The following is a 19,529-nucleotide window of genomic DNA, read 5'->3' on the forward strand; positions in this document are numbered from 1 at the left end:
GGCGGCGGCCTTCGCGCTCGCCCCGCTCGCCGGCGCGCCGAGCGGGGCCAGGGCGGCGACGCCGTGCCGCGCCGCGAGCTCGGCGCAGACCGCGCGCGCGAACCCGAGCACCTCGGACGAGCGCATCCGGAGGCGGTGGTCCGCCACGGCGCCGGTGACGCTCAGGCTCGCCTCGGCGACGTAGAGCCGGCTCATCCGCGGCGGCACCCTGCGCGCGGCGTGCTCCCGCGCCTGCCGGAGCGGCTCGCCGTCGAGCAGGAGGAGGTCCGCCTCGAGCGACAGGACGACGTCGGCCTCCACGAGCGAGAGCGACGCGTCGAGCGGGCGGCCGAAGGCGAGCTGCGCGCCGGCCCGCGCCGCGTCGTCGCCGATCGGCGCCCACGCGTCGAAGCGGGCGGCGGGGAAGCGCAGCAGGATGCGGCGGCGCAGGTCGGCGAGGGTCGGGGAGGAGGTGGGCTCGACGAGGAAGCGGAGCCGCGCGCCGCGGTCGCGCTCGTGATCGCGGGCGAGGGCGGAGAGCTCCTGGAGGAGCGGGACGCGCCCGAGCGGGCGACCCCGGCGGAAGAAGCCGTCGAGCCGGGCGGGGTCGTAGAGGTCGAGGATCGTCGCCTGCGCGAGCGCGTCGGTGCCGCCCCGGCTCGCGGGGTGCTCCCGGTTGCCGTCGATCTTGGTGGGCCGCCCCTCCCAGCTCGTCACCACCACGCCGATGGCGTGGCCGCCGCGGCCGAGCGCCGTCGCGTACGCGTTCGGCGCGCTCGGCGTGATCGACGCGGGCGGGCGCACGTACGACATCACCTTCTCGCGCGGGGGCTTGCAGGCCGCGACCCCGGCGAGGGCCGCGGACGCGCCGAGGAGCTGGAGGAAGCTCCGCCGACCGAACCCCTCCGGCGGCTCCTGCGCGCCCTCCGGGAACTCGCCCGGCTCGATCGCCGCCTCGGCGCCCGCCTGCTCGACGCTGCGCCAGCGGCGCACGTCGAGCCCCGAGCGATCCTGACCGTAGATGGGGAGCCCTAGCGATGGCATGTGGAGCAGCTCGTCCGGGGTTGGACCTCGTTCTTCTTCGCCAGCTCCTTGCCGTAGGCGACGGGATCGCCCGGCGGCGGCGTCCAGGTCATGTTGGTCACCTCCCCCGGCGGCCGGAGGCGCGCGTAGGGGTCGCGGTGGCAGTCGATGCACCAGCCCATGGTGAGGGGCTGCACCTGCTCGACGGCGGGCATCGTGTCCACGCGCCCGTGGCACACGACGCACCCGACCCCCTTCTTCACGTGGATCTCGTGATCGAAGTAGACGAAGTCCGGGAGCTTGTGGACGCGGATCCAGGGGATGGGCCGGTTCGCGAACCAGCTCGCGCGCACCACGTCGAGCAGCGGGCTCTTGTTCCAGACCTGGGAGTGGCAGTTCAGGCACAGCTCCGTCGGCGGGATGCCGGCCGACGGCGCGCGGTCCACCGTCGTGTGGCAGTACCGACAGTCGATCAGATCGTCCTGGATGTGATGCCGGTGGTCGAACTGCACCGGCTGCGCGATCTGCGCCTGCTGGCCGGTCCCGTACGGCGTCCGCCAGTACAGCATCGCGCCGAGCAGCGCGCCGTTGGCGCCGGCGAGGAGCAGCACGACGACCAGCCGGAAGATGGCGTTCGACCTCCGCGAGAAGAGCGCGCTCATCGTTCGGCCGGCCTGCCCCGGGCGGGAGCGTTCGTGTGCATGGCGAAGGGCTCGTTCGCGTCACGATCCGGGTTCGAAGAAGATGGTCTGCGCTCCTCTGTTCGCGCGCGTCCGCGGCGCGGCTCGCGCTGTAACTGTCCGGCAAGGGAGCGTGGCGGAAGGTCTCTGAAGGGGCAGGCGTCCGCTTTCGCGCGCGGCGTCCCGACGGGCGCGCGGCGCGGGCGTCCGCGCCGGCGCCGCGCCCCGGGTGAGCACCCACCTGCTGGGGCTCGCGTCCGGCAGCGGGTGGGCGGGGCGCGCTCCTGCTGCCGAACGCAACGGCGCCTCGCGCCCGCTCCCCTGCAGGGGGCGGACGGCGAGGCGCCGGTCTACGGAGCTGAAGGGGATCGCGCTAGAACGCGAGGCCGAGCGTCGCGCTGACGAGGGCGCTGTCGATCCGGGTGTCCACGCCGCCCAGGTTCGCGTTCGCGGCGACGAACTTCGCCTCGGCGCCGAGGGTCACGAGGGAGTTCAGGTGGAGCGTCGCGCCGACCCCCAGGTGGACGCCGAGCGTCGTGTCGTCGTCCGAGTACGACCAGTAGCCGGCCGCGTCGGTGCCGTGGCCTTCCACCGAGACGAAGTACACGCCGAGGCCGGCGAGCGCGTAGAGATCGATCTTGGGGAGCGGCGCGATCACCTTGACGGACCCTTGCACGTAGGTGGCGCTCAGGTCGTCCTTTCCATAAGCGCCCCAGTACGGATCGAAATACGTCCCCGTGCCGACCCCGTAGTGTCCGATGGACCCCTCCATCGCGAGGATGGGGAGGAGCTTCCAGCCGGCGGTCGCCTCGAGGGCGAGCCCGTTGTCGAAGCCGTCGAGATCGTGGTGGTTCGGGATCGCCGCGCCGATCTTGCCGACCACGTACACGTCCGGGGCGAGCGGGATCCCGGCGCGCGCGACCGCCGGGAAGACCATCAGTGCAGCAACCGCCAGGAGAACCTTCTTCATCGGTGTATTCCCTCGTCGGGTGAAGAGTTCCGCCACGGGATACCACGAACCGGCGACGCTTGCTGTCCATCGACGTGCGGATTCCTCCCACGCGGACCCACCATCACGGAACGTGCACGCGCGTGGTCGCGCGGGCCTTGCACGCCGAGGCGGCGACTCGAGGCACGCGATGCCGTGCCGAGCGGGAGCACACGACGAACGAGCAGCGCAGGCAGCTCGAAGCTCCGACATCCACCACCGAGCTGCTGCGGCGCACGCTGCCTGACTGCGCCGGGGAGACTCCTCCCTGCGCCGCTCGCCCTTCGACTCCGGCGCGCTACGCGCGCCTACGCTCAGGGCGAACGGAGCCATCGAGACGCCGGCGCCCCGGCGTGCGTCGGGTGGACCGGCGTCCGGGTTGTGCTCCGCCCCGCCGCCGCTATGCTCGAGGGCGGTGCCGATCTACCGCCTCCCCCGCGAGCCCGTGTTCCCCGACCCCTCCGACGCCGAGCCGGACGGGCTGCTGGCGGTGGGCGGCGACCTCTCGCCCGAGCGGCTCCTCACCGCCTACGCGGAGGGGATCTTCCCCTGGTTCTCGGAGGGGAGCCCGATCCTCTGGTGGTCGCCGGACCCGCGCCTCGTCCTCGACCCGCCGACCCTCCACGTCCCGCGCTCGCTCGCCCGCACGATCCGACACGCGCGCTACCGCGTGACCGCCGACACCGCCTTCGCGGAGGTGATCCGCCGTTGCGCCGACCGGACCCGGCCCGGCCAGGACGGCACCTGGATCACGCCGGACATGATCGCCGCGTACGAGCGGCTCCACCGGCTCGGCTTCGCGCACTCCTTCGAGGCCTGGGACGCGGAGGGGCTCGCCGGCGGGCTCTACGGCGTGTCGCTCGGGGCCGCCTTCTTCGGCGAGTCCATGTTCGCCGACCGCCCGGACGCGTCGAAGGTGGCCTTCGTGACGAGCGTGGAGTTCCTGCACCGCTCCGGGATCGGGCTCGTCGATTGCCAGGTCCGGACCGACCACCTGGTCCGGTTCGGGGCGCAGGAGATCCCTCGCGCCGGGTTCCTCGCCCGGCTGGAGCAGGCGCTCACCGCCCCGACGCTCCGGGGAACCTGGATCCTGGAGCCCGCCGGCGCGCTGCCGGGATAGAGGCGGCGGTGAGGCCGCGGCGATACCCCCGAACCCGAACCGAACGCGACCCGCCTCCGCCTCCGAATCCGACCCCGAACCCGACCCACCGGCTTGCGGGCCACGGGCCACGGGAGCCGGGAACCGGGCACGGGAAGCGGTGACGGTGACGGGCACGGGCACGGCCGCATCGACCCCGACCCCTCCTCGTCCCCCCGTCCCCGCCGAATCGTGGGACTCCGTCGAGGAGAGGCGTCCCCCGCGCGCCTGCCCTACGCCCCGGAGGTGCGCCGCGATCGGACCTCGGCCCTCCTCGTCCTCGCCGCCTGCGCTGCGCTCGGTCTCCCCACGCCGGCGCGCGCGCACGCGGTGCTCGTGGACTCGTCGCCCCGCGACGGCGCGGTGCTCGACGCCGCCCCCGCCGAGGCGACCCTCCGCTTCAACTCCCGGATCGAGAAGCGGCTCACCCGCGCGAGCCTGGAGGACACGGCGGGCCACGCCGTCCCGGTGGCGCGGATCGACCGCGGGGGCGAGCCGCCGGAGCAGCTCACGTTCCGGCTGCCGGCGCTCGCGGCCGGGACGTACCGGCTCACCTTCCGCGTCCTCGCGGTGGACGGGCACGCCACCCCCGGGCTGCTCCGCTTCACGGTCCGACCGGCGGGAAAGCCGTGATCCTCCTCGCCGGGTTCCTCGACGTGATCTTCGACGCGGTCACCCTCGCCGGCCTCGCGGGGGCCGCCGGCGGGATCGCGTTCGCGTTCGCGGTGCTCCTGCCGCTGCGTGGTCCCCTGCCGTCCTCCGCGCTCAGGGACGCGGCGGCGGGCGTGGCCCTGGGGGCGGCGACGGTCGCCGGCTTCCAGGGCGCCCGGCTCCTGCTCGCCCCCTGGTCCCTGGCGGACGAGCAAGGCGCGTGGCCGCTCGGGCCGTTCCTCGAGACCGGCTTCGCCCACGCCGGCCTCCTCCACGCCGGCCTCGCCGTCGCGGTCGCCGGGGCGGCGCTCCGCCTCCGGCGGCGCCCCGGCTCGCGGCGCGGCTGGACCGCGCTCGCGCTCGTCGCGGCGGCCCTGGTCGCGAGCCGCGCGTGGCTCGTCCACGCCGTGAGCCGCCCGGACGATCGCGCCCTCCTGATGACGATCACCGACCTCCACCAGCTCGCCGCCGCGGTCTGGGTCGGGGGTCTCGCCCACCTCCTGGCGCTCCGGCTCCGCGGCCGGCGGGACCCCGCCCGGGCGAGCGCCTGGCCCGCGGTGCTCGCCCGCTTCTCCCGCCTCGCCTTCGCGGCGGTGGCGCTCGTCGTCGCGACGGGCCTCGCCCTGGCGTGGCGCTACGTCGGCGGCGTCGCGGCGCTGGTCGGGACGGCGTACGGCGCGATGGTGCTCACCAAGGTCGCCCTGCTCGGGATGGCGCTCGTGCTCGCGGCGCAGAACCGGCGGGCGGTCCAGCGCTGGCGGCGCGCCGGCGATCGCGCCGCCGCCGACCTGCGCATCCCGTTCCTCGTCGAGGCCGAGGCCGGCGCCGCGATCGCGCTGCTGCTCGCCGCCGCGGCGCTCACCGCGCAACCGCCCGCCGTGGACGTGACGGACCAGCGGGCGACGCTCGCCGAGGTGGCCGGGGTCCTCGCCCCCAAGGTGCCCCGGCTCGTCCCGCCCCCCCACGGTCCCATGGTGGCGGCCTCGCCGTCGTCCGTGGATCCCTACGCGCAGCCGGGCCCGCTCGACCGGTGGCAGAGCGACTTCAACCACAACGTGGCCGGGATCGTGGTGCTCCTCGCCGCCGTCGCGGCGTTCGCCGATCGCTGGTCCAGGCTCCGCGTCGCGCGCCACTGGCCGCTGCTCTTCCTCCTGCTCGCGGCGTTCCTGCTCCTGCTCGCGGAGCCGAACGGCTGGCCCTTCGGGCCCGAGGGCTTCTTCGAGGTGCTCACGTCCCCGTCGGTCCTCCAGCACCGGGCCGCGACCCTGCTCGTCGTGGCGCTCGCGGTGCTCGAGTGGCGGGTGCGGGCGGGGCGCCTCGCCGGCACCCGATGGCGGTTCGCGTTCCCCGTCCTCTGCGGCGTCGGCGGCGCGCTGCTCCTCACGCACTCCCACTCGGTGCTCGCGTCGCGGTGGGCCTATCTCGTCGAGGTGTCCCACAACGCCATCGGCGTCCTCGCGGTGGCGGCGGCGCTCGGCGCCTGGCTCGAGCTCCGGCTGCCCCCGAGGGAGGGCCGGATCCCGGCGGCCGTCTGGACCGCCTCGATGGGGCTGGTCGGCCTCGTGCTCCTCTTCTACAGGGAATGAGCGCCGCGCCGGCCGGGCCTGCGGCCGCCCCGCCGGCCGCGTCGGACCGCCATCCGCGCGCCCGGGCCAGGGGGGCGCGGACGACCGGCCGGGCCGGCGATCGCCGCCGCAGGGCGGCGTGTCCATTAGAATGTCGGGCCATGGCCGAACGAACCCGCCCCGGGGGTGGCACGGAGGTCGTCGTCCCCAGGACGAAGACCGAGAAGGAGACGAAGCGACCCCCGCTTTACAAGGTGCTGCTGCACAACGACGACTACACCACCCAGGAGTTCGTCGACTGGGTGCTCGTCAGCGTCTTCAACCACGACGCCGAGACCGCCCACCGCATCATGCTGAACGTTCACATGCACGGCGTGGGGGTCGCCGGTATCTATCCCCACGAGATCGCCGAGACCAAGGCGATGAAGACGACGGAGCTGGCGCGCGAGGCGGAGTACCCGCTGCTCGTGACGATCGAGCCGGAGTGACGATGGTGACCGTGTCGAAGGAGCTTCAGCAGACCCTGCAGACGGCCGTGGGCGAGGCCCGCAGCCGTCGGCACGAGTACGTGACGCTGGAGCACCTGCTCCACGCCATGACGAAGGACAAGATCGCCTCCGAGGTCCTCCTCGCCTGCGGCGCCGACCTGAAGCTCCTCGAGAAGGAGCTCGAGGACTACCTGGACCGGACCCTCGAGTCGGTGTCGGGGTCCCAGGACCCGGAGCAGACCGCCGCGTTCCAGCGCGTCCTCCAGCGGGCCGCCTGGCACGTCCAGGGCTCCGGCCGGACCGAGCTGAACGCCGGCGACGTCCTCGTGGCGATCACGCGCGAGCGCGGCTCGCACGCCGTCTACCTGCTCGAGAAGCAGGGCGTCCGCCGGCTGGACATCCTCCAGTACATCTCGCACGGCATCGGCAAGGACGGCGGCGGCGCCGAGGAGGGCGAGGGGGGCGGCGAGGAGGGGGAGGAGGGCGGGCCGCGCCCCGTCAAGGACCCGTTCCACACCTTCACCGTGAACCTCGTCGAGCGCGCGGCCCAGGGGCTCATCGACCCCCTCATCGGCCGCCAGGGCGAGATCGAGCGGACCATCCAGGTGCTCTGCCGCCGCCGGAAGAACAACCCGGTGTTCGTGGGCGAGCCGGGCGTGGGCAAGACGGCGATCGTGGAGGGGCTCGCGCTGCGCATCCACGAGAAGCGGGTCCCGGAGGTCCTCGCGCACGCGGCGATCTACTCGCTCGACATGGGCGCGCTCCTCGCCGGCACGAAGTTCCGCGGCGAGTTCGAGCAGCGGCTCAAGGGGGTCATCGCCGGCGTGAAGAAGACGCCGCACGCGATCCTCTTCATCGACGAGATCCACACCATCGTCGGCGCCGGCGCCACCACCGGCTCGTCGATGGACGCCTCGAACCTGCTCAAGCCCGCGCTCGCCTCGGGTGAGCTGCGCTGCATCGGCTCGACCACGTTCCACGACTACAAGCAGACCTTCGAGCGCGACCACGCCCTCGCCCGCCGCTTCCAGAAGATCGAGGTCCTCGAGCCGTCGGTCGAGGACACGGTGAAGATCCTCCGCGGCCTGAAGAAGGTCTACGAGGAGCACCACGGGGTGGAGTACACGCCGCGCGCGCTGCGCGCCGCGGCGGAGCTCTCCGCGAAGCACATCAACGATCGCCAGCTCCCGGACAAGGCCATCGACGTCCTCGACGAGGCCGGCGCGCGCGACCGGATGCGGTCGGAGGCGAAGCGGCGGCACCGGATCACCGCCCGCGACGTGGAGCGGGTGGTGGCGAAGATCGCGAAGATCCCGGAGCGCACCGTCTCGGCGGACGACCAGGCGGCGCTCCAGAGCCTGGAGCGGGACCTCCGGAAGGTCATCTTCGGGCAGGACAAGGCCATCGAGGCCATCGCCTCGGCGATCAAGCTCTCGCGCTCCGGCCTCGGCTCGCCCGAGCGGCCGATCGGGAACTTCCTCTTCTCCGGCCCCACCGGCGTCGGGAAGACCGAGCTCGCCAAGCAGCTCGCCCGGATCCTCGGCGTGGAGTTCCTCCGGTTCGACATGACCGAGTACCAGGAGAAGCACACCGTCTCCCGGCTCATCGGCGCGCCCCCCGGCTACGTCGGCTTCGACCAGGGCGGGCTCCTCACCGATGCGATCCGCAAGACGCCCTACGCGGTCCTCCTCCTCGACGAGATCGAGAAGGCCCACCCGGACATCTACAACCTGCTGCTCCAGGTGATGGACCACGCGACGCTCACGGACAACAACGGGCGGAAGGCGGACTTCCGGCACGTCGTCCTCATCCTGACCACCAACGCCGGCGCGCAGGAGCTGTCGGCGCGGCGGGTCGGGTTCGGCCAGGACATGTCCGAGCCCGGGAACGCCCGCGGCGCCATCGAGCGGGCCTTCAGCCCCGAGTTCCGCAACCGCCTCGACGCGTGGGTCGCGTTCGACTCGCTGCCGCCCGAGGTGATCCTCCAGGTGGTGGACAAGCTGGTCCGCGAGCTCGAGCTCCAGCTCGCCGAGAAGAAGGTCCGGATCGAGCTCAGCGCCGAGGGGCGCCAGTGGCTCGCCGACCACGGCTTCGACCGCAAGATGGGCGCGCGCCCCATGGCGCGGCTCATCCAGAACGAGGTGAAGAAGCCCCTCGCCGAGAAGATCCTGTTCGGCGAGCTGCACGAAGGCGGGACGGTGCGGGTCGAGGTGGAGCCTGGCGGCGCGAAGCTCCGCCTGGTCGTCACCGCCGTGGCGCCCCCGCCGCCGCCGCGGAAGGTGCCGGAGCCCGAGCCGGCGTAGGGGCAGGCTTCGGGGTTCGGGGAGAGATAGCGGCCGCCGGCACGCGCCCGTGAGCCGTGCCTCGTCACCGTCACCGGCTGTTCCGTGACCCGTGAACCGGGTCCCGTGGCCCGATCCCCCGTCGTCCGACGACCCGACGGATCACGGGCCAAGGGACACGGGAGGCGGGAGGCGGGCACGGGGATCGGTGACGGTCACGGGCACGGATGACGGGTTCGGGGGCGTGCGGCTTCCCCTCCGCGGCACGCGCCCGTGAGCCGTGCCTCGTCACCGTCACCGGTTCTTCCGTGACCCGTGAACCGGGTCCCGTGGCCCGTGGCCCGATCCCCCGTCGTCCGACGACCCGACGGATCACGGGCCAAGGGACACGGGAGGCGGGAGGCGGGCACGGGGATCGGTGACGGTCACGGGCACGGGCACGGGCACGGGCACGGGCACGATCACACGGGTTCGTGCACCTCCCCCGATCTCGCGCGCCGCGCCCCGCCGGGTTAGAACGCGGGGCCGTGCGGCAGCCGCTCCCCATCGACGAGGTGCTCCCGGACGTCGTCTCCGCCCTCCGCGCCGCGCCGGCGCTGGTCATCGAGGCGCCGCCCGGCGCCGGGAAGACCACCCGGGTCCCGGCGGCGCTCCACGCGGCCGGGCTCGCCGGCGACGGCGAGGTGGTGGTGCTCGAGCCGCGCCGCCTCGCGGCGCGCATGGCGGCGCGGCGCGTCGCGGAGGAGCTCGGGGAGCGGCCCGGCGAGACGGTCGGCTACCAGGTGCGGTTCGACGAGGTCGCGGGGCCGCGCACGCGGATCCGGTACGTGACCGAGGGGCTCCTCACGCGCCGCCTGCTCTCCGCGCCCACCCTGCCCGGCGTCGGCGCGGTGGTCCTCGACGAGTTCCACGAGCGCCACCTCCCGGGCGACCTCGCCCTCGCGTTCCTGCGCCGGCTGCAGCGGACGGCGCGCCCCGATCTGCGGCTCGTCGCCATGTCGGCGACCCTCGACGCGGCGCCGGTGGCGCGGTACCTGGACGCGGCCTCGGTCCGCTCCGAGGGGCGGCGGTTCGACGTCGCGGTCGAGTACCTCTCGGCGGAGGAGGCCGCCCGGCCCGACGTCCGCCTCGACGCGCTCGTCGCGCGCGCGGTGCGCCGGCTGCACCGTGAGGGGCTCGACGGCGACGTGCTCGTTTTCCTCCCCGGCGCGGCGGAGATCCGGTGGGCACGGGAGGCCCTCGGCTCCTGGGCGCAGGAGGCCGGCGTGGACCTCCTGCCGCTCCACGGCGATCTCCCGCCGGAGGAGCAGGATCGCGCGGTCCGGCCCGGCCCGCGCCGGAAGGTGATCCTCTCGACCAACGTGGCCGAGACCTCGGTGACCATCGAGGGCGTCGTGGCGGTGGTGGACTCCGGGCTCGCCCGCGTCGCCTCGCACTCGCCCTGGTCCGGCCTGCCCACCCTCGAGGTGCGGAGGGTGAGCCGCGCCTCCGCCGCGCAGCGCGCCGGGCGCGCCGGCCGGACCCGCCCCGGGCGCGCGCTGCGCCTCTACACCCGCCACGACCACGACGGGCGGCCGGAGTTCGACGTGCCGGAGGTGCTCCGCGAGGACCTGTCGGAGACGGTCCTCGCCCTCGCCGGCCTCGGCGTCGCCGGCGACCTCGAGTGGTTCGAGCCGCCGCCCGCCCCGGCGCTCGCCGCGGCGCGCGCGCTGCTCCAGCGGCTCGGCGCGCTCGAACCCGCCGGGGCGCTCACGCCGCTCGGCCGGCGGATGCTCGCCTACCCCGCGCACCCGCGCCTCGCGCGGCTCGTGGTGGAGGCGGCCGCCCGCGGCGCCCCGGAGGAGGGCGCGCTGGTGGCCGCGCTCCTCGGCGAGCGCGACCTCCGCGATCGGCGGGCGCTCGGGGGCGTCTCGCTCCCGCCCACCGGTCCCTCGGACCTGCTCGAGCTCGCGCAGGCCTTCGAGGAGGCGCGCGCGGCCCGCTTCGATCCGGACCGGCTCCGGCGGATGGGCGTCCACCCGGGCGCGGCGCAGGCCGTGGAGCGGAGCCGGAGGTCGCTCGCGCGGCTGGCGCGGAGGACGGGCGCCGACCCAGGCGCGACGCCCGCGGCGCGCGAGGAGGCGATCCTCGCCGCCACGCTCGCGGCCTACCCGGACCGCGTCGGCCGGCGGCGCGCGCCCGGGTCGGACGAGATCGTCCTCGTGGGCGGCGGGAGCGCCCGGCTCGACCCGGCGAGCGTGGTCCGGGAGGCGCCGCTCCTCGTCGCGGTGGACGCGGAGGAGCGCCGGGGCGATCGCCACGGCCCGGGCGCGCCCGGCGCGGGGCGTGGCGCGGAGGTGCGGGTCCGGCTCGCGAGCGCGGTCTCGCAGGAGCTGCTCCTCGACCTCTCCCCGGATGCGCTCCGGTACGAGGAGGCGATCTCGTGGAACGCCGGCGCCGAGCGCGTCGAGGCGACCGAGCGGCTCCTGTACGAGGACCTCGTCCTCGAGGAGACGCGTGCGCCGCGCCCCGATCCTCGGCGCGTGGCCGAGCGCCTCGCGGCCGAGGCGCTCGCGGTCGGCGCCCGGGCGTTCGCGCCGGAGGGCGCCCTCGACCGGCTCCTCGCCCGGCTCGCGTTCGCGGCGCAGCACGCGCCGGACGCGGGGCTCGCGCCTCCCACCGAGGCGGACCTCGAGGCGGCGCTCCGGGACGCCGCGCAGGGGCGCCGGAGCTTCGCGGAGCTCCGCGAGGCCGACCTCCCGGGCGCGCTCCTCGGCCGGCTCGACCCGCGCGCCCGGGCCGCGCTCGAGCGGCTCGCGCCGGAGCGGCTCACCCTCCCCGGCGGACGGGGCGCGCGGATCCAGTACGAGGCCGGCAAGCCGCCCTGGATCGAGAGCCGGCTGCAGGACTTCTTCGGGATGGCGCACGGGCCGGCGGTGGCGAGCGGTCGCGTGCCGCTCGTCCTGCACCTCCTCGCCCCCAACCAGCGCGCCGTCCAGGTGACCACCGACCTCGCAGGGTTCTGGGACCGCCATTACCCCGCGATCCGGCGCGAGCTCTCCCGCCGCTACCCACGCCACTCCTGGCCCGAGGATCCGCGGACCGCGCAGCCGCCCGCTCCGCGAGGGCGGCGGTAGCCGCCCGCCCGGCCGTCCTGTCTGGAGGACGCACCGACGGTTGCGCCCGGCGGGCGGGCGTGCCGACCGTTCGAGCGTGGCCGCCCGCGCCCGCGCCTCGCCTTACGAAGCCCAGCTCGCGACGCTCGTCTCCGAGCCGCCCGGAGGCGAGGGCTGGGTGCACGAGGTGAAGTACGACGGCTACCGGATCGGCGCGGCGCTCGAGGGGGGGCGCGCCACCCTCTGGAGCCGGCGAGGCAAGGACTGGACCGCGCAGTTCCCGGAGGTCGCCCGCGCCGTCGAGACGCTTCCTGCGCGGAGCGCGCTCCTCGACGGCGAGGTCGCGGCGGTGCTGGACGACGGGCGCACGAGCTTCCAGGCGCTCCAGAACGCCTTCTCGGGCGGTCCGCGCCGGATCGCGTACTTCGTGTTCGATCTGCTCGAGCTCGACGGGGCGTCCCTCGCGGCGCGCCCGCTCCTCGAGCGCAAGGCCGCCCTGGAGCGGCTCCTCGGCGACGGGTGCGGCGTCGTGCAGTACGCGCCGCACGTCGTCGCGGCCGACGGCGCGGCGACGCTCCGCGCGGCGTGCCGGGCCGGGCTCGAGGGGATCGTCTCGAAGCGTGCCGACGCGCCGTACCGACCCGGCCGCAACACCATCTGGGTGAAGGCCAAGTGCGTCGCGCGCCAGGAGGCCGTGATCGGCGGCTTCACCGAGCCCGAGGGCGCGGCGCGGGAGGGGCTCGGGGCGCTCCTGGTCGGCGTGTACGAGGGCGGCGCGCTCCGGTTCGCGGGCAAGGTCGGGACCGGCTTCACGAACGCGGTCGCCCGCGCCTTGCGCGCGCGGCTCGACCGGCTCGCGCAGCCACGCCCGCCGTTCTCGCCCGCGCCGGCAGGCGCGCTCGGCCGCCTCGCGCACTGGGTGAAGCCAGAGCTCGTGGCCGAGGTGGCGTTCACCGAGTGGACCTCGGACGGCAAGATCCGGCACCCCTCGTTCCAAGGCCTGCGCGAGGACAAACGGCCGGAGGAGGTGGTGCGCGAGCGGCCGGGCGGACCTCCGAGCTCGGGCGCCAGGCCGCGTGGACGTTCCGCGAACCCGAACCCGACCTCGACCCCGACCTCGACCCGCGCGCGTCACGCCGGGCGACGGGCCACGGGCCACGGGAAGCGGGAGGCGGGCACGGGGGACGGTCACGGTGACGGGCACGGTGACGGGGCTTCGACACCGACACCGGATCCGCGCCCTGACCCGCCCCGCCCCCGCCGCTCGCGCTCCGGCTCGACGCCGGCGATCGAGATCGGCGGCGTCCGGATCACGCACCCCGATCGCGTGATGTTCCCCGAGCCCGGCCTCACCAAGGCAGACGTCGTGCGCTACTACGCCGAGGTCGCCCCCGCGATGATCCCCCACCTCGCCGGCCGGCCGCTCACGCTCTATCACTGCCCGGAGGGGCTCTCGGGCGAGTGCCGATTCCTGAAGCACGCGAAGCAGTGGGCGCCGCCCGCGGTGCGCCGCGTCGCGATCCGCGAGAAGACCAAGCTCGGCGAGTACCTCGTCGTGGACACGCCGGAGGCGCTGCTCTCCATCGCCCAGATGGACATCCTCGAGCTGCACACCTGGAGCTCCACCACGGCGCACCTCGAGCAGCCGGACCGGATCGTGCTCGACCTCGATCCCGGGCCGGAGGTCGCGTTCCCCGCGGTCGTCGCGGCCGCCCGCCTCGTGCGCGAGGCCCTCGCCGCGCTCGGGCTCGGCGCGTTCGTGAAGACGACCGGCGGCGCCGGCCTCCACGTGGTGACGCCGCTGGTGCCGACCGCGCGCTGGGAGCGCTGCCTCGCCTTCGCGCGCGCGCTCGCGGTCCGGCTCGCGCACCACGCGCCGCGGACGTTCACGGCCTCGTTCGCGAAGGCGGGGCGCGAGCGGAAGATCCTCGTGGACTACCTCCGGAACAACCGGACGAACACCGCGGTCGCGGCGTTCTCCGTGCGGGCGCGCCCCGGCGCGCCGGTCTCGACGCCGGTCGCGTGGGACGAGCTCGGCAAGGGCCTCCACCCGGACCACTTCACCGTGCGCACCGTCCCGCGCCGCCTCGCGCACCTCCGCGCGGATCCCTGGGCCGGCTACGCGGCGGCGGCGCGGCCGCTCTCGGCGGCGCTGCTCGCGGCCCTCGCGGCCGAGGCGCCTCGGACGCGCGCGGCGCGGGGGCGCCCGCAGGAGGCCCATCCGTGACGACCTCGCCCGCGCGCCTGCGGATCGGCACGAGCGGCTACAACTACCCGCACTGGCGCGGCGTGCTCTACCCGCCCGGCGTCCCGCAGCGGAACTGGCTCCCGGTCTACGCCTCGACGTTCGACACCGTCGAGCTCAACGCCACGTTCTACCGGCTGCCGACGCCGGAGACGACGGCGCGCTGGCGCGCGCTCGTCCCCGCCGACTTCGTCTTCGCGGTGAAGGGCTCGCGCTACCTCACGCACATGAAGCGGCTCCTGGACGCCGCCGAGGGACTCCGGCGCTTCTACCGGCCGGTTCGCCGGCTCGGCGACAAGCTCGGGCCCACGCTGTGGCAGCTCCCGCCGCGCATGAAGCCGGACGCGGAGCGGCTCGACCGCTTCCTGTCCCGGGTCCCCCCGGGCCGACACGCGCTGGAGTTCCGCGATCCCGCCTGGTACGCGGAGGCGATCTGCGACGTCCTCGACGCGCACGGCGCCGCCTTCTGCGAGCACGATCAGGTGGACCGGCCGCCGCCGCGGCGGACCGGCGGCTGGCGCTATCTCCGGTTCCACGGCACCACCGGCCGCTACGCCGGCCGCTACGGCGCCGGCGCGCTCCGTCCGTACGCCGAGGAACTCCTGGGCTGGGCGCGGAGCGGCCGCGACGCCTACGCCTACTTCAACAACGACGTCGGCGGCCACGCGGTGCACGACGCCCTCGCCCTCCTCGCCCTCGTCGGCCAGGAGCGCCCCGCGCCGGAGCTCCACACGCCGCCCGAGACGGCCCCGCGTCCGTGACCGCCCAAGCGCCACCGCGAGGGGCCGAGGTCCGGCAGACCGGTTAGGTCATGACTGTTCGTTCGTCAGAATGAGTCCAGGCGTAACCACCCGGCGAAGGACGTGTGGCGAGCGTGACCGCGGCCGGTGATCCTCGCCGCTCTCAACAAGGAGAGCTGGATGCGAGGCGCCACTTCAGCACGCTCCCCCGGATCCTTCGCGAGCGCCATCGATCGCGGCCCGCCCGGCTACCCCGCAGCTTCCGCCAAAGAGGCAGCGCCCCAGGCTCATGGCGAACCCGGCCACGCCGAGGGCAACGAGGATCCGCGTCACGCGGCCCAGCGCGGGGCGGCCGGCGAACGCCGCGGCGCCCAGGCGCCAGGTGAGGACCGCGACGCACGCCATGCCGAGCAGCCTGATCGCGCTCGGAACGCACGCCCACCCGGGCCGGCACGGCAGGAAGAACCCCGCCGTGCCGGCTGCGGTGCCGAGCGCCAGGAACGCGTCGAGCGCGCTCCAGGTTTGCGCGCGGACCTTGCTCACACCGTCCCCGCGGGCACGCACTCCGTCGTCTTGGTCGGGACCCAGGTGTCCCGGATGATAGTCGCCGTGAGCCAGCGGTCGTATCCCGTTTGATGTGGAAACGCGCGGAGCGCATCTCCCGGACAGGCGCTCATCGGTATAGCACGGTCGGTGACCTCAAGGCGCCCCCGCGAGTCCTGGAGGACGGGCGTTCGCGACGTCCTCTTCCCTCCCGGCACGTGGCTCATGCGCGTGCAGCATTCCGCCCTGTGCGGCGAAGCGTGCGGATAGCGTCATCGCTTCATCGCTCCGTCAGTCCAGACACGTTCGGCCGGCTCGCCCGGTGAGATGCCGAGAGCTCGCTCACGCCACCACTTGGCATTCGCGCACAGTGACTCACTCTCTGCGTCTCGCCGCGCTTGTCGCTGCGCTCTCCATGGGCGTCTTGCCGAGGGTCCTTGCCTCACCACTCCGGTCTCGAAGGCCGCGCCTACCAGTCGCCGCTCGATCCCTCATCCCCTCCCCGCAACTACTCTCGGTCGGGGCTTTACGGTCGGGGCTTTAGGGCTTTTAACGGGGTATAACGGGGGTCCTAGTGCTCGTGCGCGTGCGCGGTACAAGGACTTGTCCGATGAGCGCAACGTCAACTTTCCCAATAATTACTGAAACAACACAAGTGAGTGGCGGGTCATGAAAGTAATCATTCCGCTCGGAGTCGCCGTATGGCTGCTGTCCGCGGCGCTTGCGTTCGCGAAGGAATCAGCGAACCATGTGGTGCTCGAGTTCGGGCTGCGCGCGGAGGGGGGCGAGGTCGCGATCCAGAGCGATGCCGTTACGATGTTCTCGAGCGGATCGGTTGCCGTAATTGAGCCAGGGTCTGATAATTGGCGATTCCGAGCGGGAGGGGGCGCCGTTTCTGTCCGGCTGGTCCACTCTGCGTTCGAGTTTAGCGGGACGCACCTGAATGCCTCGGCTGCGACCTCCCCCGGGCTGTGCGACCCGTTCGATCAGATCGATCTGCGTGAGGCGCGCGACGCGATCGTAGCGGCGCTTCCATCCGCTGCCCACGTGAAGAGCGTGATCGAGTTTACGGACGTGGCGCTTGCCATCTACTCGGCGCCGAAAAGCGAGCCCCGTCCCGACCTGCGCTTGGCTGTGCTGAAGCGAATTGATTACGGAAGGTCTTACCGCCTGATGGGATCAGCCCTCGTCAGCGACGCCGGCGTCTTCTGCGGCGCCTTCGCCCTCGCGAAGGGACACGTGGTCGTGCTCGTGGACGAGCCCGCGGGGAGCAGCGACTACCTCGCGGCCTACGGGTTTCGATACTCGAAGTGAGGAGCGCTCGATCCCTCATCCCCTCCCCGCAACTACTCTCGGTCGGGGCCTTCGGGCCTTCCTCAGATCTGCAAACTCTCTAGCGTTCCATCCTCGTCGAACACGGCAAGGATGTGCCCCGCCCCGATCTCCAACGCGCCAGGCCAACGCGAGCTATCGACGACCGGCACAGCCCGTTCGCGGAGTCGAGTTCTCAAGGCTTCAAGGTTGAGATCGAGGGGGAGCGGGAAGCTTCCGTCAATTACGTTTCCGCCAGTGCCCTTCGCGTATCGAGGATAGACACCTATGAGCACGACGCGATCCCGCTTTAGCGTGACCTGCAACAGTCGATGGCCGTACGCCCAGATAATCACGCGGCGTAGCTTCGAGGTCTCCGGCGGCGGCCCGAGCCGCGCTGAAACGGCGTCCGTCGTCGAGCCGACGGTGATACCGTACAGCGCGCCAGTGGCCAGGAATTCGTAGAAGGAATCGTCGCTTACGGGCACGGCATTCTCCTCAACGCAAACTCCAGCGCCCGAGTGCCTCCCGATCCCGCTCGCTCCACGTCGCTCCCTTTGCTCAGCATCAGCGCCGAACTCCGTACCCGCCCATCCGCTCCCGGACCCCGATCCTACCCGTCGTCGCGCAGCCACTTCACTTTCTTCCCCGAACTATTCTCGGTCGGGGCCTTCCGGGCCCGGATGGGCCTACCGCAAGGCGCTCGAGTCCTGGAGGATTGGCGTTCGCGACGTCCTCTTCCCTCCCGGCACCTGGCTCATGCGCGTGCAGCACTCCGCCCTGTGCGGCGAAGCGTGCGGATAGCGTCATCGCTTCATCGCTCCGTCAGTCCAGACACGTTCGGCCGGCTCTCCCGGTGAGATGCCGAGGGCTCGCTCACGCCACCACCTTGACATTCGCGCACAGTGACTCACTCTCTGCGTCTCGCCGCGCTGTCGCTGCTCTCCGTGGCGTCTTGCCGAGGGGCCTTGCCTCACCACTCCGGTTTCGCAAGGCCGCTCCTATCAGTCGCCGCTCGATCCCTCATCCCCTTCCCGCAACTACTCTCGGTCGGGCCTTCGGGGAATGACCAATTGACGTTGCTCATCGAGCGGTTGCTGCAGTGGTTGTCATGGAGGAGTAATAACTCTAATATCATTGTTCGCGAGGCATTGCCGTCGGGACCGGCCGCCCGGATACGCGCAGGGCGGGTGCTTACCCGTGATGCCGTCGCCAGGAGCCGACCTTGAACGGGATACGAAAGTTCGTGAATGCTCGTCTGATCGCCGTCCCGCTGGCCGCTTGGCCGCTAGCTGCTTGGGCGACGCCGCCCATGACACCCAACGTGAATATTGCTGCGGCCGCTGGCGCCCCAGAGATGAGGAAGCCGAGTGAGACTGTTGAGTGGTCCGCGTCCTCGAAGGCAGGGCCCATCGAGGTTGTTCGGGTCGGAGGCGGCAGTGGTCTTGATCTGGCTGGCCTGCGAGTGAACGGTGTCTGGGTCGTCCAGCCGGAATGGTTGAATATCGAGGTGCCGTTCTCGCGACTCGGCGAGTCGACGGAGGCCGTTGCACTCCTTGAATTCGATACCGGTGGAAGTGGATGTCCGTTGCTGTTCCAGGTGCTGGACGTGTCGGGGGCTGCGCCCCAAGTGACCGATCGTTTCGGAACTTGCGGTAAGGCCTCGTCGATTCGTTGGGAAGCGGGCAGACTAATTATCCGCTTTCCCGCATACGGCAGGATCTTGTCGAGGGAGTTCACGTACTCCTCTGGGAAGCTGGCGGAGCGCTCCGGTAGACGGGTAAGTCCTCGCCCATCCCCGCCGTGACGTGATCAACGGCCGCGGCGATTCTCGCGCGCTTACACACGAGGCGCGCGATGGATTATGAGCGGGCAGCGTCAGCCCCCGCTCACACCTCGAGCAGCATCCGCTCCGGGTCCTCGATGCACTCCTTCACCCTCACGAGGAAGGACACCGCCTCCCGCCCGTCCACGAGCCGGTGATCGTACGAGAGCGCGAGGTACATCATGGGTCGGACGACGATCCGGTCCCCGTCCTCCACCACCGGCCGGCGCTCGATCTTGTGCAGCCCGAGGATGCCGGACTGCGGCGGGTTCAGGATGGGGGTGGAGAGGAGCGAGCCGTAGATCCCGCCGTTGGAGATCGTGAACGTGCCGCCGGCGAGGTCCTCCATCGTGATCCGGTTGTCCTTCGCCTTCTTCGCGAGCCCGGCGATCGCCTCCTCGATCTCCGCGAACGACCGCGCGTCCGCGTCGCGCACCACCGGGACCACCAGCCCCTTCCCGCCGCCCACCGCCACGCCGATGTCGTAGCGGTCCCGGTAGACCACCGACTCGCCGCGGATCTCGCCGTTCACCGCGGGGAAGGCGCGCAGCGCCTCGACCGACGCCTTCACGAAGAAGGACATGAACCCGAGCTTCACGCCGTGGCGCGCGAGGAACCGCTCCCCGTGCTGCTCGCGCAGCGCGAGCACCCGCGTCATGTCCACCTCGTTGAAGGTCGTGAGGATCGCCGCGGTGTGCTGCGCCTCGACGAGCCGTCGCGCGACCGTCTTGCGCAGCGGCGTCATCGGGACGACCCGCTCCCGGTCGCCCTCCGGGACCGCGCGCAGCGCCTGCGGCGCGGGGGCGACCGGCGCAGGGGCGGTCGCCGGCGCGGGCGCGGGGGGGCGCGCCTCGAGCGCCCGCACCACGTCCTCCTTCCGGATCTGCCCGCCGGGACCGCTCGGGGGGATGGCCGCGGCCGCCACGCCCGCCTCGGCCATCAGTCGCCGCGCCGAGGGCGGAGGACGGCGCGCCGG

At 73.1% G+C, this 19,529-nt stretch carries 14 protein-coding genes and 1 pseudogene; 9 read left to right on the forward strand and 6 right to left on the reverse strand.

Annotated features, from left to right (window positions below):
- The 3 genes from MNZ27_RS19425 to MNZ27_RS19435 form a co-directional block, all read right to left on the reverse strand.
- Positions 1–1,023: TAT-variant-translocated molybdopterin oxidoreductase (locus MNZ27_RS19425; RefSeq protein WP_242395749.1), on the reverse strand; the 1,023-nt coding region annotated here is incomplete at its 3' end.
- On the reverse strand, positions 1,011–1,664 hold the full coding sequence (locus MNZ27_RS19430) for a cytochrome c3 family protein (RefSeq protein WP_242395750.1): 654 nt from the start codon (positions 1,662–1,664) through the stop codon (positions 1,011–1,013). The genes MNZ27_RS19430 and MNZ27_RS19425, both read right to left, overlap by 13 nt.
- A gap of 391 nt (positions 1,665–2,055) precedes the next feature.
- On the reverse strand, positions 2,056–2,652 hold the full coding sequence (locus tag MNZ27_RS19435) for an outer membrane beta-barrel protein (RefSeq protein ID WP_242395751.1): 597 nt from the start codon (positions 2,650–2,652) through the stop codon (positions 2,056–2,058).
- A gap of 433 nt (positions 2,653–3,085) precedes the next feature.
- Between MNZ27_RS19435 and aat the strand changes: the two genes are divergently transcribed.
- From aat to MNZ27_RS19475, 8 genes and pseudogenes are all read left to right on the forward strand, one after another.
- On the forward strand, positions 3,086–3,790 hold the full coding sequence (aat, locus tag MNZ27_RS19440; protein WP_242395752.1) for a leucyl/phenylalanyl-tRNA--protein transferase: 705 nt from the start codon (positions 3,086–3,088) through the stop codon (positions 3,788–3,790).
- Positions 3,791–4,054: 264 nt separating this feature from the next.
- The gene (locus MNZ27_RS19445) at positions 4,055–4,441 is read left to right on the forward strand and encodes a copper resistance CopC family protein (RefSeq protein ID WP_242395753.1); all 387 of its coding nucleotides are present in this window, start codon (positions 4,055–4,057) and stop codon (positions 4,439–4,441) included.
- Between the two features lie 455 nt (positions 4,442–4,896).
- Positions 4,897–5,307, forward strand: a pseudogene (locus MNZ27_RS24305) (CopD family protein); the annotation flags it as partial.
- An 878-nt stretch (positions 5,308–6,185) separates the two neighbouring features.
- Complete coding sequence (locus MNZ27_RS19455; RefSeq protein WP_242395755.1) at positions 6,186–6,512, forward strand: ATP-dependent Clp protease adaptor ClpS; 327 nt, start codon at positions 6,186–6,188, stop codon at positions 6,510–6,512.
- A 2-nt stretch (positions 6,513–6,514) separates the two neighbouring features.
- Complete coding sequence (gene clpA / locus MNZ27_RS19460) at positions 6,515–8,815, forward strand: ATP-dependent Clp protease ATP-binding subunit ClpA (RefSeq protein ID WP_242395763.1); 2,301 nt, start codon at positions 6,515–6,517, stop codon at positions 8,813–8,815.
- Positions 8,816–9,321: 506 nt separating this feature from the next.
- The gene (hrpB, locus tag MNZ27_RS19465) at positions 9,322–11,910 is read left to right on the forward strand and encodes an ATP-dependent helicase HrpB (RefSeq protein ID WP_242395756.1); all 2,589 of its coding nucleotides are present in this window, start codon (positions 9,322–9,324) and stop codon (positions 11,908–11,910) included.
- A gap of 76 nt (positions 11,911–11,986) precedes the next feature.
- Positions 11,987–14,116: a DNA ligase D gene (gene ligD, locus MNZ27_RS19470; protein WP_242395757.1), complete on the forward strand. Its 2,130-nt coding sequence runs from the start codon at positions 11,987–11,989 to the stop codon at positions 14,114–14,116.
- Positions 14,113–14,895, forward strand: a complete 783-nt coding sequence (locus tag MNZ27_RS19475; protein ID WP_242395758.1) for a DUF72 domain-containing protein — start codon at positions 14,113–14,115, stop codon at positions 14,893–14,895. The genes ligD and MNZ27_RS19475 overlap by 4 nt, the downstream gene beginning before the upstream one ends.
- Positions 14,896–15,069: 174 nt before the next feature.
- Here MNZ27_RS19475 and MNZ27_RS19480 read toward each other — a convergent pair whose 3' ends face one another.
- Entirely contained in the window at positions 15,070–15,417 is a 348-nt protein-coding gene (locus MNZ27_RS19480) for a hypothetical protein (protein ID WP_242395759.1), read from the reverse strand.
- Between the two features lie 669 nt (positions 15,418–16,086).
- On the opposite strand from MNZ27_RS19480, the gene MNZ27_RS19485 reads away from it, so the two are divergent.
- Positions 16,087–16,731: a hypothetical protein gene (locus MNZ27_RS19485; RefSeq protein WP_242395760.1), complete on the forward strand. Its 645-nt coding sequence runs from the start codon at positions 16,087–16,089 to the stop codon at positions 16,729–16,731.
- Positions 16,732–16,793: 62 nt separating this feature from the next.
- Here MNZ27_RS19485 and MNZ27_RS19490 read toward each other — a convergent pair whose 3' ends face one another.
- Together MNZ27_RS19490 and odhB are read right to left on the reverse strand one after the other, a co-directional pair.
- A complete protein-coding gene (locus tag MNZ27_RS19490; protein ID WP_242395761.1) occupies positions 16,794–17,216 on the reverse strand; it encodes a hypothetical protein in 423 nt (140 codons plus the stop codon).
- A 1,401-nt stretch (positions 17,217–18,617) separates the two neighbouring features.
- Positions 18,618–19,529: 2-oxoglutarate dehydrogenase complex dihydrolipoyllysine-residue succinyltransferase (gene odhB / locus MNZ27_RS19495; RefSeq protein ID WP_242395762.1), on the reverse strand; the 912-nt coding region annotated here is incomplete at its 5' end.

It is taken from the genome of Anaeromyxobacter oryzisoli (assembly GCF_022690765.1).
Lineage (GTDB): Bacteria > Myxococcota > Myxococcia > Myxococcales > Anaeromyxobacteraceae > Anaeromyxobacter > Anaeromyxobacter oryzisoli.

Coding starts and splice junctions, on each gene's coding strand:
- MNZ27_RS19430 (WP_242395750.1), bottom strand. CDS start 1,664: ATGAGCGCGCTCTTCTCGCGGAGGTCGAACGCCATCTTCCGGCTGGTC.
- MNZ27_RS19435 (WP_242395751.1), bottom strand. CDS start 2,652: ATGAAGAAGGTTCTCCTGGCGGTTGCTGCACTGATGGTCTTCCCGGCG.
- MNZ27_RS19455 (WP_242395755.1), top strand. CDS start 6,186: ATGGCCGAACGAACCCGCCCCGGGGGTGGCACGGAGGTCGTCGTCCCC.
- clpA (WP_242395763.1), top strand. CDS start 6,515: ATGGTGACCGTGTCGAAGGAGCTTCAGCAGACCCTGCAGACGGCCGTG.
- MNZ27_RS19485 (WP_242395760.1), top strand. CDS start 16,087: ATGAAAGTAATCATTCCGCTCGGAGTCGCCGTATGGCTGCTGTCCGCG.